Here is a 15,056-nt window from a genome sequence, read left to right as displayed (position 1 = left end):
GAGATAACCCGGCCATTATCACCCTATCGGCGCGATCCCGCAGGCATCAACCCGCATCACTGCATCCTGCGCGCGCCCATGGCCGGGAATCGCCAGATCCGGGGCGATTTCAGCCAGCGGCACCAGCACGAAGGCGCGCTGATGCAGGTAGGGGTGCGGCACCTGCAGGCCGGGCTCATCCAGCACCTGCGCGCCGTACAGCAACAGGTCCAGATCCAGCGCGCGTGGGCCCCAGTGCACGGCCGGGTCGCGCACGCGGCCAAACTGCTGCTCCAGCGCCAGCATGGCCTGCAGCAGATCGCCGGCGGCCAGGGTGGTTTCCACCCCGGCGACCGCATTGACGAACGGTGGCTGGTCTTCGTTGCCCCAGGCCGGCGTGGCATACAGGCGCGAGGCCTGCCGCAGCTGGGTGCCGGGCAGGCCATCGAGCGCGGTGATGGCCGCGCGGATGGTGGCGATTGCGTCACCCAGGTTGGCCCCCAGGCCGATCCAGGCAAGGGTCATGGCTTACTCGGCGGCGCCGCCGGCCGCCGCGCCGGTGCGGCGACGACGGCGGCGACGCTTGCGCGGGGCCCCACCCTCTTCGTCGCCACCGTCGGTGTGCATGGCATCCAGCGACGATTCCAGCTCATGCCCGGACTGCGCCTGTGCCTCGCGCCAGAACGCCACATCGGCTTCGTGCTCGGCCGAGGCAACCTGGCGCAGGGACAGGAAGTCGAACGCGGCGCGGAAGCGCGGATGGGTGAGCGTGCGGAACACGCGCTTGCGCTGGCGCGAGCTGAAACGCGACTGCAGCAGCCAGATTTCCTGCATCGGCAGCGAGAAACGCCGCGGCAGGGCAATGGTGCTCAACTGCTGTACGGTGACCCGGTCGGCGGCGCGACGCTGCGCCTCTTCCGGCGCCACGCCCTGCTTGAGCAGTCCGGCCTGGGCGCGGCAGTACGCCGGCCACAGCAGCAGCGCGAACAGGAACGCCGGTGAGACCGGCTCGTCGTTGGCCACGCGCGCATCGGTGTTGGCCAGGCCTTCCACCAGCATGCGGCGCAGCGCGCCGGTGCGGTTGGACTTCAGCGCCTTGCCGCTTTCCGGGAACAGCACGTCGAACAGGCCGTAACGCTCCAGGCCTTCAAAGCTGGCGACGCCGTGCCCGGACAGGAACAGCTTCAGCACTTCCTCGAACAGGCGCGCCGGGGCGGCTTCGTTGAGCAGGCCGGCCAGATGCGGAATCGGTGCGGCGGTGCCCTCTTCGATCTGGAAGCCGAGCTTGGCAGCCAGGCGCACCGCACGCAGCATGCGCACCGGGTCTTCCTGGTAGCGCTGCACCGGGTCGCCGATCAGCTTCATCAGGCGCGCCTGCACGTCTTCGAAGCCGCCGGTGTAATCGCGCACCGAGAAATCCTCGATGGCGTAATACAGGGCGTTGCAGGTGAAGTCGCGGCGGACGGCATCGTCTTCGATGGTGCCGTACACGTTGTCGCGCACGAGCATGCCGTTTTCCATTTCGCGGTCGCCACTGCCGTCATCGCTGTTGGCACGGAACGTGGCCACTTCGATGATTTCGCGACCGAAGACTACGTGAGCCAGGCGGAAACGGCGGCCGATCAGGCGGCAGTTGCGGAACAGCTGCTTGACCTGTTCGGGCGTGGCGTCGGTGGCCACGTCGAAATCCTTGGGTTGGCCATTGACCAGCAGATCGCGCACCGCGCCGCCGACAAGGTAGGCGCCGAAGCCGGCATCGCGCAGGCGGTACAGCACGCGCAGAGCGTTCGGGCTGATGTCCTTGCGGGAGATCGTGTGCTGGTCGCGCGGGATGACCCGCAGGCTGAACGGTGATGGAGCAGAGGAAATGATGTTGGCGCTTCCGGTTGAAGTTTCGGGATTGCCCAATGGCATCGAGGTGCATATACTACCGCTCCTGCCTCGGCAGCGACACACTGCTCCCTTCGTCTAGTGGTTAGGACGTGGCCCTCTCAAGGCTAAAACAGGGGTTCGAGTCCCCTAGGGAGCACCAGTCGCAGCAGCAGGAACCGAAAAAGCCCGCCTTCGTGCGGGCTTTTCCGTTTTCCGGGGTTCACTACTCCGGGTGCTTGGTCGCTGTGGCGCCTCCCTGTTATCGGCATGAGCCGGTGGGGGCACCCAGGCCAGGACACGCCGTTAACCCATCCATGGGGGCTCGTAGGCGCCATCCATGGCGCCTGCGGTCCTGGCCTGGGTGACCCCACCGTCTCCGGACAGTTGATCGCGCACTGCGGCAGCAAACGGGCAGTGGCCCGCGGCTTCCGCACACACCACGAAACTGTCAGGAGGGGGCAGGCCGCCCCCTCCCCCACGTAGCCGGGAGGCGCGAACGGATCGCCTCCGAAGCCGATGCCGAAACGCGTCAGCCTTCCATCTGCTCCAGTTCCTTGCCCTTGGTTTCGCGCACGTAGCGGATGACGAAGAAGATGGAGAGGAAGGCTGCGACCGTATAGATGCCGTAGGCGCCAGCCAGGCCGATGCCGGCCAGCAGCATCGGGAAGGTGACGGTGATGGCGAAGTTGGACGTCCACTGCGCCGCGCCGGCCACCGCCAGCGCCGAGCCGCGGATCTGGTTCGGGAACATCTCGCCCAGCATCACCCACATCACCGGCCCCCACGACATGTTGAAGAACACCACGTAGACGTTGGCCGCCACCAGCGCCAGCCGGCCCATGCCGTCGGACAGCTGCAGCTTCCCATCCACCAGGCTGCCGCTGGCAAAGGCCACCACCATCAGCGCCAGGGCAATGGCCATGCCCACCGACCCCACCCATAGCAGCGGCTTGCGGCCGATGCGGTCGATCAGCAGCACCGTCACCAGGCAGGCGCCGATGCTCAGCGCGCCGGACAGCACGTTGATCAGCAGCGCGTCGTTTTCCGAGAAACCCACCGCCTGCCACAGCACCGCGCCGTAATAGAACACCACGTTGATGCCCACCAGCTGCTGCAGCACCGCCAAGCCGATACCCACCCAGACAATGCCGCGCAGCTTGCCACTGGCCTTGTCCTTCAGGTCGGCAAAGGTCGGGCGGTGCTGGTCCTGGGCCAGGCTGCCCTCGATCTCGCCGCGCTTGGTGCGGGCCTCGGCCGTGCCGTACAGCTTCACCAGCACCGCCTCGGCCTGTGCGTGGCGGCCCTTGGCGACCAGGAAGCGCGGGCTTTCCGGAATGGCCAGCAGCAGTACCAGGAACAGCAGCGAAGGAATCGCCTGCATCCAGAACATCCAGCGCCACGCCTCCTGCCCCAGCCACAGCACCTCGGTGGAGGCACCGGCTGCGCGGGCCAGCAGGAAGTTGCTGAGGAAGGCCGCAAACAGGCCACTGATGATCGCCATCTGCTGCACCGTGGCCAGCTTGCCGCGGTAGCGCGCCGAGGCCACTTCGGCGATGTAGGCCGGCGACATCACGCTGGCCGCACCCACCGCGAAGCCGCCGACCATGCGCGCGGCCACGAACAGCCACGAGGCATGCGCCGCGCCGGCACCCAGCGCCGACAGCAGGAACAGCACCGCCGAGATGATCAGCACGCTGCGCCGGCCCAGCAGGTCGCCCAGGCGCCCGGCCACGAATGCGCCGATCGCACAACCCAACAGCATGGAGGCCACCTCGAAGCCCAACGCCGCCTCGCTGGAATTGAACGCCTGGCGCAGGCCATCGACCGTACCGTTGATCACGCCACTGTCGAAGCCGAACAGGAAGCCACCGAGGGTGGCCACGCAGCTGATCAGGACGATGAAGGCAGTGTTTTCGCCGCGCGTGCCGGCGTTTGCAGGAATCGCTGTGGACATTGGGTCTTCCGCGAAAGAGGTGGGCCGGCCGCTCAGCGCAGCAGGTACTGGTTCAGCAGGTTCTCATAGGCTTCCTGCCGGCCGCTACGCTGGCGTGGCTCGCCGCCCTGCAGGGCGTGGGCGCAGAGGTCGTCCAGGCTGAGCTGGCCAGCGGCGAAGGCCTGGCCCGGGCCATGGTCGAAACTGGCATAGCGCTCGCGCCGCCACTGCTCCAGCGGTGAGACCTGCAGCAGCGCATGGGCCACTTCCAGGCCGCGGGCGAACGCATCCATGCCGCCGATATGGGCCAGGAACAGGGCCTGCGGGTCGGTCGACTCGCGGCGCACCTTGGCATCGAAGTTCAGTCCCCCATGGCCCAGCCCGCCCTGCCGCAGCACCACCAGCATGGCGCCGACGGTGTCGTAGAGGTCGGTCGGGAACTGGTCGGTGTCCCAGCCGTTCTGCGGGTTGCCCCGGTTGGCGTCGATGCTGCCCAGCAGGCCGGCATCGGCAGCCACCTGAAGGTCGTGGGCGAAGGTGTGCCCGGACAGGGTGGCGTGGTTGGCCTCGATGTTCAGCTTGAAATCGCCATCCAACCCGTGCTCACGCAGGAAGCCGACCACGGTGGCGCTGTCGAAGTCGTACTGGTGGTGCATCGGCTCCATCGGCTTGGGCTCGATCAGGAACGTGCCCTGGAAACCGATGCTGCGGCCGTGGTCGCGGGCGGCGGCAAGGAACCGGGCCAGATGCGCCTGTTCGCGCTTCATGTCGGTGTTGAGCAGGCAGGCATAGCCTTCGCGGCCGCCCCAGAACACGTAGTTGCTGCCACCCAGGGCCACGGTGGCCTCCAGCGCGGCGCGCACCTGCACCGCCGCGCGCGCGACCACGGCGAAATCCGGGTTGGTGGCCGCACCATTCATGTAGCGCGGGTGCGAGAACAGGTTGGCGGTACCCCACAGCAGCTGCATGCCGGTCTGCTGCTGGCGCTGGCCGGCCAGCTCGACCATGTGCGCAAGGTTGGCCCGGTACTCACCGATGTCCTCCGCGTCCGGCGCAAGGTCCACGTCATGGAAGCACCAGTACGGCACGCCCAGCTTGGTGAAGAACTCGAAGGCCGCATCGCAGCGCGCCTCGGCACGGGCCAGTGCGGTATCGCCGTGGTCCCACGGGTAGTCCCGGGTGCCCGGCCCGAACGGATCCTGGCCGGCACCACAGAAGCTGTGCCAGTAGGCCACGGCAAAGCGCAGGTGCTCGGCCATGCTGCGCCCACCGATCTGCTTCTGTGCGTCGTAGACCTTGAAGGCCAGGGGGTTGCCGGAGTCACGGCCCTCGAAGGGAATGCGACCGATGCCGGGGAAGTACTCACGCTGACCAACATGGAACGGGGTTGCCATGGACGATGCTTCCTTCTTCGGGATCAGGGCAGGCGCTGCTGGAACAGCGGCGTCAACGCCTGCAGGTGGTGGACGAAACGCTGGTAACCGGCTTCGTAGGCGGCCGCGCGGGTGGTATCGGGCTGGGCGGCCAGGGCGGCGTCGAACTGCAGGTGCGCATCGACCAGATCGGCCAGCGCCTGGCCCTGCCCTTCGCACAGCCACAGCGCCTGCAGCGCGGCACCGAAGGCGGCGCCTTCAGCCTGCACCGGCACGGCCACCGGCAGCTGGAACAGATCGGCGATCAGCTGGCGCCAGGCCGGGCTGTTGGCACCGCCCCCGGTCAGCACCAGGCGCTGCCCGCGCAGGCCGCCTTCAACCAGCGCGTCGTAGCCCAGGCGCAGGCTGTAGCTGGCCCCCTCCATCGCGGCGCGGTAGAGGTTGGCGGGGGTCAGGTTGTGCAGGTCCAGCCCCTGCAGGGCGCCGCGCGCCAGCGGCAGGTCCGGGCTGCGCTCGCCGTTGAAGAAGGGCAGCATCACCAGTCCATCGGCGCCGGGCGCGCTCTGCGCCAGAAGGGTTTCGCACTGCGCCGGCGACTGCCCCAGCAATGCGGCCACCTGGCCGGTGGCGACCGTGCAGTTCATCGTGCAGATCAGCGGCAGCCAGCCGCCATCGGAAGCGCAGAACGCGGCCCAGCGCCCCTGCGCATCCACGCAGGGCGTGGCGCGCCAGGCGAACAGCGTGCCCGAGGTACCCAGGCTCATGCTCAGCCGCCCCTCGCGCACCGCGCCGGTGCCGATGGCCGCCATCATGTTGTCGCCGCCGCCGACCGCCACGCGGGTAGCGGCCGGCAGCCCCAGCAGCGCGGCGATCGCCGGCAGCAGGGAGAAGGCGCGCTCCGGGCCGACCAGCGGCGGCAGCAGCGCGGCCAGGTCACGCCGCTCATCGGTGGCGGCCAGCATCGCCGGCGACCAGTCGCGCCGACGCACATCCAGCCAACCGGTGCCGGAGGCGTCACCAGCCTCCATGAAGCGCTGGCCGGTCAGCCATAGATTCAGGTAGTCATGCGGCAGAGCGATGCCATCCAGCGCGGCATCCACCTCCGGCCGGTGCTCCCGCGTCCAACGCAGCTTCGAGGCCGTGTAGCCCACCCGCAGGTCGTTGCCGGCCTCGGCGATGCAGGCCGCTGGCCCGCCCATGGCGGCGGTGATCGCCTCGCATTCGGCGCCGGTGCTGGTATCGCACCACAGCTTGACCGGGCCCAGCGCGCGGTCGTCACGCCCCAGCGGGACGAAGCCGTGCTGCTGGCCGGATACCGCCAGGCCGCGCACCCGTGACCGCACCGGCCCCGGCAGGGCCTGGACCGCCTCGACCAGCGCCTTCACCCAGTCTGCGGCGTTCTGTTCGCGTCCCCCATCGGCCGTCGCCGCCAGTTCCAGCGACCGTGCCTGCTGCGCCAGCACCGTGCGTGCCGCCGCATCGTAGGCGATCACTTTCACGCTCTGCGTGCCGGCGTCGATGCCCAGATACACGCTCATGCCCTGCCCGTCCCTGCGATCCGCACTGCTTCACCGCCAGATGTCCACCGATGGACATCGAGTCTGCCGGGGGCTTCCCCGGCTTGGCAATGTGCAGTGCCGCAAAGTGAGGCTGCGCAGTGGCCGCGCGCCCTCGCCGCCTGTGCGGAATCGTCACCACGCAGGGCGCCGGTGCGCCCGACGGCAGCGCGCGCGTTCAACCTGTTCTAGAATTGTCCGCTTGAAGACGGATCTGCCTCTCCCCTTATGCCCTTTGTCGTTACCGAAAACTGCATCAAGTGCAAACACACCGATTGCGTGGAAGTGTGCCCCGTGGACTGCTTCCACGAGGGCCCGAACTTCCTGGTGATCGATCCGGACGAGTGCATCGACTGCACGCTCTGCGAGCCTGAGTGCCCGGTCAATGCGATCTTCCCGGAGGACGATGTTCCGGCCGGCCAGGAAGTGTTCGCGGGCCTCAATGCCGAGCTTGCCAGGGAATGGCCGGTACTGACCGTGCGCAAGGATCCGCCCGCCGATGCCGGCGAGTGGGACGGCAAGCCGGACAAGCTGCCGCTGCTGGAGCGCTGACGCGCCTGCGGTTGCAACGAAAAAGGGCGCCCTCGGCGCCCTTTTTCGTGGATGCACGGTATCCGGTAGATGCCAACCTTGGTTGGCATTCCGGCGCCAACCAAGGTTGGCGTCTACCAGAGCAAAGGTAGCGCCGGGCCATGCCCGGCGGAACCTTCACCGGCGATTACTGCGCCAGCTTCGCCTTCAGTGCGGCAATCAGCTTCACCGGGGCTTCGGCGGTGGCCGGCAGGCCACGCGGGTCGACCGCGGAGATGTAGGCACCGGCATCGACGGCAACCACGCGGACCAGGAAGTTGCTGCCTTCATAGGCCACGTCATATGAGCCCAGCAGCTGCGCGCGGCTGGCGATGGTCACGCCATCCACGCCTTCCAGCGCGGTGCCGACCTTGGCAAACGCTTCTTCCTTGCCGCCCGGGATGGTGAAACCGCTGTTGCCAGCGGCCGGGGCGGCAGCAGCAGCCGGAGCAGCAGGAGCCGCCGGCTTGGTGGCCGCGCTCAGCGTGGGCACCTGGTTGCCACCGGCACCGGCCGGGACGTTCAGATCCGGCGGCACTTCCAGCGGACGCATTTCGGGGGCCAGGGCGTAATCACCCTTGGCACCGCGCTTGAAGCAGCCGGTGGTACCGGCAGCGACGGCAACGGCAAGCAGGGCGTAGGACAGCACGCGGACAGTGGAAACGGATTGACGCATGTGGATCTCCTGGATCAGGCCACGACAACGGGTCAGTGGCTGGAAAGGGCTTCAAGGGCGGCGATATCGCCGGCAAGATGGTCGGCCGCGGGCTGGTGTGCGGCCGACAGCGGCAGCAGCGGCAGGCGCAGGTCATGGCCGATGCCGATGCGGCGCAGCAGCGCCTTGACCGGGATCGGGTTCGGTTCGACGCCACAGAAATCATGGAACGGCTGCAGGCGCGCATCCCAGGCTTCGGTGGCGTCATGTTCGTGGGCGGCGGCCAGCGCGCACATGCGACGGTAGGCACCGGGCAGCGCGTTGGAGCCGACCGAGATCAGGCCGGCCATGCCAGCCTGGATCGAACGGGCGGCGGTACCGTCATCACCGCTGAGCACGGCAAAGTCCGGGTTGGCCAGGGCCAGCAGGGCCTGCACGCGGCCGGTGTCACCCACCGCTTCCTTGATGGCAACGATGTTCGGATGGCTGGCCAGCTCGGCCACGGTCTCCGGCAGCATGTCGCAGCCGGTGCGCCCGGGCACGTTGTAGAGCACTACCGGCAGGCCGCCCTGGTCGGCCACGGCGCGATAATGCGCGATCAGGCCCGCCTGGGTGGGACGCACGTACGGCGGGGTCACAACCAGGGCGTGGGTGGCACCGAGTGCGGCGGCGCGGCGGGTCTGCTCGATGGTTTTGGCGGTACCGGACAGGCCGGTGCCGGCCAGGACCGGGATACGGCCAGCGATGCGCTCGACGGCGCTGGCCAGCAGCTGGTCGTACTCCGCATTGGAGAGGGTGGCGGCTTCGCCGGTCGAGCCGGCGACGACAACGCCCTGCACGCCGCCCTCCAGCTGCAGGTGCAGCAGGCGCTGCCAACCGTCGAGGTCGAGGGAGCCGTCGGCCCGGAACGGGGTCGCCAGCGCGGTGATGAGGCCGGAAAGGGACAAGGACGTGCTGCTCTTGGCTGGGGAGGGAAAACGCCCGCCACGACAGGCCGGGGGCACCTGAATGTTACTTGCGGCGCGAAAGCACGGGCAAGTATGCTGGACACCGGTGGATTCCCGCCCCCGGCGGGCATTCAGACTCACCCCTGTATTACCCGGAATCGCCTTGACCGACACCACCCCGCGCCCTGCGCCGAGCGAAAACCACCTCCTGATCAACGCCTACACGACGCATCCGGAGTCCCCCCTGCTGTCTGTCACCCGCCGCATCGCCGACAGTGGCTGCAATCTGGTGGACGCACGCCTGGCCACGGTCGGCCGCGATGTCTCGGTTACCGCCCTGGCCACCGGCTCGTGGGATTCCGTTGCCAAGCTGGAAGCCATGCTGACCCGGCTGGAGCGCGAAGAGGGCCTGAAGCTGGTCTGGTACCGCACCGAGGCCAAGCAGGCACAGTCCAACCTGCTGCCGTACATCGTCGAGGTCATCGCCGCTGACAAGCCGGGCATCCTGTTCCAGCTGGCCGATTTCTTCGACCGCCAGGGCATCACCATCGAGAACCTGCAGAGCACGCGTTACCGCGCCATGCAGACCGGTGCTGAAATGTTCAGCGCGCAGGTCACCATCGGCGTTCCGGCCAACATGCACATCGCCGCGCTGCGCGACGATTTCCTCGAGTTCTGCGACCACCTGAACCTGGACGCGATCATGGACCCGATGAAATTCTGATCGCACGTGCGGATTTTTCGCGCGCCTCTCACAGGCGCGTGGCGTTTCATGAAATTGTCGTAGAAACAACCCAGGCTCGACAGAAGGACCTCATGAACAACGGCGATACCCTGGACAGCACCACCCTTTCCCTGCCGCTGGCGCTGTCCGGCGGCAACCAGTCCACCCTCGGCGATTACGCAGGGCAGTGGCTGGTGCTGTACTTCTACCCGAAGGACAGCACGCCCGGCTGCACCACCGAAGGCATCGACTTCAACGCGCTGCTGCCGAAGTTCAGCAAGGCCGGTGCCGTCGTGCTCGGCGTCTCCCGCGACTCGGTGAAGTCGCACGACAACTTCTGCGCCAAGCAGGGATTCAACTTCCCGCTGGTCAGCGATGGCGACGAAGCGCTGTGCACCGCCTTCGACGTCATCAAGATGAAGAACATGTACGGCAAGCAGGTACGTGGCATCGAACGCAGCACCTTCCTGATTTCCCCCGACAGCCAACTCGTGCAGTCCTGGCGCAAGGTCAAGGTCGCCGGCCATGCCGACGCCGTGCTTGCCGAACTGAAGGCCGCCCAATCCAAGTGAGACCCACCGCCCACTGTGTCCGCCACCGCCCTGCCCTGCAGGTCGTGGTGGTTTTTCCCTGTCCGTAACCAGGAAATGACGATGACCCGAGGCAAGCGCATCTACGTGCTGGATACCAACGTGCTGATGCACGATCCCACCGCGCTGTTCAAGTTCGAGGAACATGACGTCTACCTGCCCATGCAGGTGATCGAGGAGCTGGACAACGGCAAGAAAGGCACTTCCGAAGCGAGCCGCAATGCCCGCCAGGTAAGCCGCTTCCTCAACGAGCTGGTGCAGGAATCGGGCCTGGACAATCTGGGCGACGGCATTCCGCTGCAGCGCCCCAACGGCCTGCAGCTGCGCGGCAAGCAGAGCGCCGGCAAGCTGCGCTTCCAGACCAGCCATTTCGACGCAGGCAAGAGCTTTGGCAAGGTCATCCCGGACAATGCCATCCTCGGCGCGATCCTGGCGCTGAAGGAAGAAACCCCGGACCTGCCGGTGGTGTTCGTTTCCAAGGACATCAACCTGCGGATCAAGGCGGCCATCGCCGGCATCGTGTCCGAGGACTACGAGAACGACCGCGCACTGGATGATTTCAGCCTGCTCTACACCGGCGCCACCGAGCTGCCGGAAGACTTCTGGAAGCGCCACGGCGAGGACCTGCGCAGCTGGAGCGACAAGGGCCGCACGCATTACGAAATCCTCGCCCAGGACGGCGAGGAGTGGTACCCGAACCAGTATGTGTACCTGCCCGGCGAAGACGAGGTCGAGCTGCGTGTCAGCCGCGTGGTCGGCGATGGCAAGGTAGTGCTGTCACTGGTCGATGATTTCCGCCACGGCAGCCACGCCGTGTGGGGCATCAGCGCACGCAACCGCGAGCAGAACTTCGCGCTCAATGCACTGATGGACCCGGAGATCGACTTCGTCACCCTGCTCGGCACCGCCGGCACCGGCAAGACCCTGCTGGCGCTGGCCGCAGGCCTGGCGCAGACGATGGACCAGCAGCGCTACCGCGAGATCATCATGACCCGCGCCACGGTGAGCGTGGGCGAGGACATCGGCTTCCTGCCGGGTACCGAAGAAGAAAAGATGACGCCGTGGATGGGCGCGCTGACCGACAACCTGGAAGTACTCACCCACAACCAGGAAGGCGGTACCTGGGGCCGCCAGGCCACCAACGACCTGCTGGCCAGCCGCATCAAGATCCGTTCGATGAACTTCATGCGCGGGCGCACCTTCCTGTCGCGTTACCTGATCCTGGACGAGGCGCAGAACCTCACTCCGAAGCAGATGAAGACGCTGATCACCCGTGCCGGCCCCGGCACCAAGATCGTCTGCCTGGGCAACGTCGAGCAGATCGACACCCCGTACCTGACCGAGACCACCTCGGGCCTGACCTACGCGGTGGACCGCTTCAAGAACTGGCCGCATAGTGCGCACATCACCCTGCGCCGTGGCGAGCGTTCGCGCCTGGCCGATTACGCTTCGGAGGTGTTGTGAACCGCTGCACCCGCCTGCTGCTGCCCACGGCTGCGATCGCTCTCGCAGCCGCCCTGGGTGCATGCACCACCACGCGCGGCCCGGCCAGCGTGCCGACCGCCGAACGTACCGGCCAATCGTGGGTGGTCACCCGCCCGGTCATCGCCGCGCAGGTGCTGGACACCTGCTCGCGCACCAGCCCCGGCCGCGAGGCCGGGCGGGTGAGCGGCTACTGGGCGCCGAGCCGGCAGCAGGTGGACCAGATGGAAGCGAAGCTCTCCTCGCTGGAAGCACAGGTGCCGCACGTGCTGGACTTCGACCGCCAGTACGTGGGCATCGAGAGCGGCGGCCGGCAGCTGATCTACATCAACGCCTTCCACATGCCGGAAGATGCCAGCAGCAATCCCGCGCGCGAAGCTATCCGCGTGTGTGATGGCGGCCGGCAGTTCTGGGGCGCAGTGTACGACCCGGCCACCGGCAGCTTCAGCGACCTGCAGTTCAACGGCGGCAAAGTGCCGTCGCCCTGAGGCGGCGGCATGGGAATCCGCCTGCCCACCTGGGTCTGGATCGGCGCGGTCGCGTTGTCCAGCGTGGCCGGCATGGTCAACGTGGTGGGCTTCCTGGGCTTCGAGCACCAGGCGGTGAGCCACATGACCGGCAGCACCAGCCAGCTGGGCATGGCGATTGCCCAGGGTGACTGGCGCGCGGTCGGGCACCTCTGGGGCCTGCTGATCGCCTTTTCGCTGGGCGCGATGCTCAGTGGCCTGCTGATCCAGGCCGACACCCTGCAGCTGGGCCGTCGCTACGGCGTGGCCCTGGCCATCGAATCGGCACTGCTGCTGGTGGCCATTCCGTTGTTCGAACAGCAACAGATCTGGGGCGCGCTGGCTGCGGCCATGGCCTGCGGCCTGCAGAATGCGATGGCCACCACCTTCAGCGGCGCGGTGGTACGCACCACGCACCTGAGCGGCATGTTCACCGACCTCGGCATCGGCCTGGGCCACCTGCTGCGCGGCCTGCCGCTGCAGGTGCGCCGGTTGACCCTGAGCGGACTGATCATCAGCGGCTTCCTCGGCGGCGGCATCGCAGGGGCGTGGTTGTTCATGCACTTCCGTTACGACGCCCTGCTTGCCCCTGCCCTGCTCACCGGCCTGACCGGCATCGTGTATGTGATGTACCAGCAATGGGCGCGCTGGCGGCATTGATGGGGCCAGACCCCCAGTAGATCCACGCCATGCGTGGATACGTTTCGCGTGAACGTGACAAGCCGCGGAGAACCCGCTTCTACGGCACAATCAGTCCATGAGCCCGACCACTCCCGCTTCCGCCCTGACCATCGCCGGCTCCGATTCCGGCGGTGGCGCCGGCATCCAGGCCGATCTGAAGGCGTTCGCCGCGCATCGCGTGCACGGCCTGTCCGCCATCACCGCACTGACCGCGCAGAACACCCGCGGGGTTACCGCCGTGCACGTGCCGCCGGTCGCCTTCCTGCGCGCGCAGCTGGACGCCTGCTTCGATGATTTCGACATCCACGCAGTGAAGCTCGGCATGCTCGCAAACGCCGAAGTCATCCACACCGTTGCTGACGTGCTCCAACAGCGCCGCCCCGCACACGTGGTGCTCGACCCGGTAATGGTCGCCACCAGCGGCGCGCGCCTGCTGGAAGACAGCGCGCTGCAGGCGATGCGCGAACGGCTGATTCCGCTGGCCACGCTGATCACCCCCAACACCCCCGAAGCCGAGCTGCTGGTCGGCCGCAGCATCGGCAACGCCGACCACGTCGAGCAGGCTGCTGCCGCCCTGCTGGACATGGGCGCCGGCGCCGTACTGCTGAAGGGTGGCCACCTGCACGAAGGCAACCGGGTGATCGACCGTTACTTCGATGGCGTCAGCAGCGAGGAATTCATCCACGCACGGCTGCCACTGGACGCGCACGGCACCGGCTGCACGCTGGCCTCGGCCATTGCCGCGCAGCTGTGCAACGGGCTCAGCCTGGCCAATGCCTGCGAAGCCGGCATCGATTACGTGGCGCGCGGCCTGCAGCAGGGCTATGCGCCCGGTCGCAGCGATGTGCGGGTGCTGGACCACTTCGGCGCGGCACCGCACGCATGAGCGCCACGCCACGCATGATCGCCGTGGAGAGCGGCGATGGCCACCGTTACGAGATCATCGCCTGTGTGCCGGCGCAACCGCGGGCGCGCCTGCTGTGGCTGCCGGCGCTGGGCGTGGCGGCGCGCCACTACCTGCCGCTGGCACAGGCGCTGGCCGCGCGTGGCGTCGCCGTCTACCTGCATGAGTGGCGTGGCAACGGCAGCAGCTCCCTGCGCCCCTCGCGCACGGCCGACTGGGGCTACCGCGAGATCCTAGAACAGGATCTGCCGGCCAGCCAGGCCGTGCTGGACCGCGGAGACGATGCGGGCAGCGCGCTGCCGTGGATCATCGGTGGCCACAGTCTGGGCGGGCAGCTCGCCTGCCTGCATGCCGGTCGCAACCCGGATCGTTTCCAGCACCTGTGGCTGGCCGCCAGCGGCACGCCGTTCTGGCGCGTATTCCCGCCCCCGCGCGGTTGGCTGCTGCCACTGTTCTACCGGTTCCTGCCGTGGATCGCGCGCCACCAGGGGGTACTGCACGGCCGTCGCCTCGGCTTTGGCGGCACCGAAGCACGCGGGCTGATCGCCGATTGGGCGCGGGTGGGCCTGAACAACCACTACGCCGCTGTGGGAATGGACGAGGACCTGGATGCCCAGCTCGCACGCATCCATGGCAGCGCGCAGGCGGTGCTGATGGCCGATGACTGGTTCGCGCCGTCCGGTTCGATGCAGGCGCTGCTGGCCAAGCTGCCGAATGTGGCCTCACGCGTGCGCGTGCTGTCCGCGCAGGAACTGGGCACGCGCGCCGATCACTTCGCATGGATGAAGGCCCCGGATGCCGTGGCAGAGCGTTTTTTCATTCAGTTGGATGAAAATTTTCACAAAAGCGTTGACGACAGCCGCCGACATCCGCATAATTCCGCTCCTGTCGCAGGGCGCCCGTAGCTCAGTTGGATAGAGTACCTGGCTACGAACCAGGCGGTCGGGAGTTCGAATCTCTCCGGGCGCACCATTACACCGAAACAGCAGGCTCCGGCCTGCTGTTTTTTTTTGTGTTTTCGGCAGGGCTGCGCCCTGCACCTGCTCAATGCAACGGCAACGTCCAAAGCCGAAGCGGCATGCCGTGGGTTGGCGGGGCACTGTGGGTTTGCGGGGACGCCGTAAACCCATCCATGGGGGCTTTGTCGCCGCATCCATGCGGCTCACACCCCGCAACCCCACAGTGCCCCGCCTTCGACAGGTTCACGCGGCTGATGGTGGGTGCCGACCGTTGGTCGGCACATCTGTCGGATATCGAATGAATTCATCCACGCATGGCGTGGAT

Annotated in this window: 15 protein-coding genes and 2 tRNA genes; 10 read left to right on the top strand and 7 right to left on the bottom strand. The window is 67.5% G+C overall.

What is annotated here, in order from left to right:
* Positions 1–18: 18 nt before the first annotated feature.
* Together folK and pcnB are read right to left on the bottom strand one after the other, a co-directional pair.
* The gene (gene folK, locus VER16_RS15480) at positions 19–504 is read right to left on the bottom strand and encodes a 2-amino-4-hydroxy-6-hydroxymethyldihydropteridine diphosphokinase (protein ID WP_324809603.1); all 486 of its coding nucleotides are present in this window, start codon (positions 502–504) and stop codon (positions 19–21) included.
* A 3-nt stretch (positions 505–507) separates the two neighbouring features.
* The gene (pcnB, locus tag VER16_RS15475) at positions 508–1,887 is read right to left on the bottom strand and encodes a polynucleotide adenylyltransferase PcnB (RefSeq protein WP_324809602.1); all 1,380 of its coding nucleotides are present in this window, start codon (positions 1,885–1,887) and stop codon (positions 508–510) included.
* Between the two features lie 49 nt (positions 1,888–1,936).
* Between pcnB and VER16_RS15470 the strand changes: the two genes are divergently transcribed.
* Positions 1,937–2,011 (top strand) — tRNA-Glu (locus VER16_RS15470).
* A 369-nt stretch (positions 2,012–2,380) separates the two neighbouring features.
* Here the strand turns inward: VER16_RS15470 and VER16_RS15465 are convergent.
* Genes VER16_RS15465 through xylB form a run of 3 tightly spaced genes read right to left on the bottom strand, consistent with a single transcriptional unit; the run spans position 2,381 to position 6,695 of the window.
* Positions 2,381–3,805 (bottom strand): sugar porter family MFS transporter, encoded by a 1,425-nt coding sequence (locus tag VER16_RS15465; RefSeq protein ID WP_324809601.1) that lies wholly within the window; start codon positions 3,803–3,805, stop codon positions 2,381–2,383.
* Positions 3,806–3,837: 32 nt separating this feature from the next.
* On the bottom strand, positions 3,838–5,178 hold the full coding sequence (gene xylA / locus VER16_RS15460) for a xylose isomerase (protein ID WP_324809600.1): 1,341 nt from the start codon (positions 5,176–5,178) through the stop codon (positions 3,838–3,840).
* A gap of 23 nt (positions 5,179–5,201) precedes the next feature.
* Positions 5,202–6,695: a xylulokinase gene (gene xylB, locus VER16_RS15455; RefSeq protein ID WP_324809599.1), complete on the bottom strand. Its 1,494-nt coding sequence runs from the start codon at positions 6,693–6,695 to the stop codon at positions 5,202–5,204.
* A 246-nt stretch (positions 6,696–6,941) separates the two neighbouring features.
* Here xylB and fdxA point away from each other — a divergent pair, with 246 nt between their 5' ends.
* On the top strand, positions 6,942–7,265 hold the full coding sequence (gene fdxA, locus VER16_RS15450) for a ferredoxin FdxA (RefSeq protein WP_324809598.1): 324 nt from the start codon (positions 6,942–6,944) through the stop codon (positions 7,263–7,265).
* 166 nt (positions 7,266–7,431) lie between these two features.
* Here fdxA and VER16_RS15445 read toward each other — a convergent pair whose 3' ends face one another.
* Both VER16_RS15445 and dapA read right to left on the bottom strand, forming a co-directional pair.
* The gene (locus VER16_RS15445) at positions 7,432–7,959 is read right to left on the bottom strand and encodes a hypothetical protein (RefSeq protein ID WP_324809597.1); all 528 of its coding nucleotides are present in this window, start codon (positions 7,957–7,959) and stop codon (positions 7,432–7,434) included.
* Between the two features lie 32 nt (positions 7,960–7,991).
* Positions 7,992–8,885, bottom strand: a complete 894-nt coding sequence (gene dapA, locus VER16_RS15440) for a 4-hydroxy-tetrahydrodipicolinate synthase (RefSeq protein WP_324809596.1) — start codon at positions 8,883–8,885, stop codon at positions 7,992–7,994.
* A gap of 163 nt (positions 8,886–9,048) precedes the next feature.
* Here dapA and VER16_RS15435 point away from each other — a divergent pair, with 163 nt between their 5' ends.
* The 8 genes from VER16_RS15435 (at position 9,049) to VER16_RS15400 (ending at position 14,744) form a co-directional block, all read left to right on the top strand.
* Positions 9,049–9,609, top strand: coding sequence for a glycine cleavage system protein R (locus VER16_RS15435; protein ID WP_313142209.1), 561 nt, complete (start codon positions 9,049–9,051; stop codon positions 9,607–9,609).
* 92 nt (positions 9,610–9,701) lie between these two features.
* Positions 9,702–10,181 carry a peroxiredoxin gene (locus VER16_RS15430; RefSeq protein ID WP_324809595.1) on the top strand — a complete coding sequence of 160 codons (480 nt, stop codon included), beginning with the start codon at positions 9,702–9,704 and terminating at the stop codon, positions 10,179–10,181.
* Positions 10,182–10,262: 81 nt separating this feature from the next.
* Positions 10,263–11,663 carry a PhoH family protein gene (locus VER16_RS15425; RefSeq protein ID WP_324809594.1) on the top strand — a complete coding sequence of 467 codons (1,401 nt, stop codon included), beginning with the start codon at positions 10,263–10,265 and terminating at the stop codon, positions 11,661–11,663.
* Complete coding sequence (locus tag VER16_RS15420) at positions 11,660–12,169, top strand: hypothetical protein (protein WP_324809593.1); 510 nt, start codon at positions 11,660–11,662, stop codon at positions 12,167–12,169. The genes VER16_RS15425 and VER16_RS15420 overlap by 4 nt, the downstream gene beginning before the upstream one ends.
* A 9-nt stretch (positions 12,170–12,178) precedes the next feature.
* Positions 12,179–12,847, top strand: coding sequence for a YoaK family protein (locus VER16_RS15415; protein ID WP_324809592.1), 669 nt, complete (start codon positions 12,179–12,181; stop codon positions 12,845–12,847).
* 97 nt (positions 12,848–12,944) lie between these two features.
* Positions 12,945–13,754 (top strand): bifunctional hydroxymethylpyrimidine kinase/phosphomethylpyrimidine kinase, encoded by an 810-nt coding sequence (gene thiD / locus VER16_RS15410; RefSeq protein ID WP_324809591.1) that lies wholly within the window; start codon positions 12,945–12,947, stop codon positions 13,752–13,754.
* The gene (locus VER16_RS15405) at positions 13,751–14,677 is read left to right on the top strand and encodes an alpha/beta fold hydrolase (protein WP_324809590.1); all 927 of its coding nucleotides are present in this window, start codon (positions 13,751–13,753) and stop codon (positions 14,675–14,677) included. The genes thiD and VER16_RS15405 overlap by 4 nt, the downstream gene beginning before the upstream one ends.
* A tRNA-Arg gene (locus tag VER16_RS15400) sits at positions 14,668–14,744 on the top strand. The genes VER16_RS15405 and VER16_RS15400 overlap by 10 nt, the downstream gene beginning before the upstream one ends.
* Positions 14,745–15,056 lie beyond the last annotated feature (312 nt).

The organism is Stenotrophomonas sp. (assembly GCF_035634915.1).
Classification (GTDB): Bacteria; Pseudomonadota; Gammaproteobacteria; order Xanthomonadales; family Xanthomonadaceae; genus Stenotrophomonas.
This window is presented reverse-complemented; position numbering and strand designations above follow the sequence as displayed.

Excerpts from the sequence above, each read along its gene's own strand:
- folK (WP_324809603.1), bottom strand. The coding sequence starts at position 504 with ATGACCCTTGCCTGGATCGGCCTGGGGGCCAACCTGGGTGACGCAATC.
- VER16_RS15465 (WP_324809601.1), bottom strand. The coding sequence starts at position 3,805 with ATGTCCACAGCGATTCCTGCAAACGCCGGCACGCGCGGCGAAAACACT.
- xylA (WP_324809600.1), bottom strand. The coding sequence starts at position 5,178 with ATGGCAACCCCGTTCCATGTTGGTCAGCGTGAGTACTTCCCCGGCATC.
- xylB (WP_324809599.1), bottom strand. The coding sequence starts at position 6,695 with ATGAGCGTGTATCTGGGCATCGACGCCGGCACGCAGAGCGTGAAAGTG.
- fdxA (WP_324809598.1), top strand. The coding sequence starts at position 6,942 with ATGCCCTTTGTCGTTACCGAAAACTGCATCAAGTGCAAACACACCGAT.
- VER16_RS15445 (WP_324809597.1), bottom strand. The coding sequence starts at position 7,959 with ATGCGTCAATCCGTTTCCACTGTCCGCGTGCTGTCCTACGCCCTGCTT.
- VER16_RS15430 (WP_324809595.1), top strand. The coding sequence starts at position 9,702 with ATGAACAACGGCGATACCCTGGACAGCACCACCCTTTCCCTGCCGCTG.
- VER16_RS15425 (WP_324809594.1), top strand. The coding sequence starts at position 10,263 with ATGACCCGAGGCAAGCGCATCTACGTGCTGGATACCAACGTGCTGATG.
- VER16_RS15415 (WP_324809592.1), top strand. The coding sequence starts at position 12,179 with ATGGGAATCCGCCTGCCCACCTGGGTCTGGATCGGCGCGGTCGCGTTG.
- thiD (WP_324809591.1), top strand. The coding sequence starts at position 12,945 with ATGAGCCCGACCACTCCCGCTTCCGCCCTGACCATCGCCGGCTCCGAT.
- VER16_RS15405 (WP_324809590.1), top strand. The coding sequence starts at position 13,751 with ATGAGCGCCACGCCACGCATGATCGCCGTGGAGAGCGGCGATGGCCAC.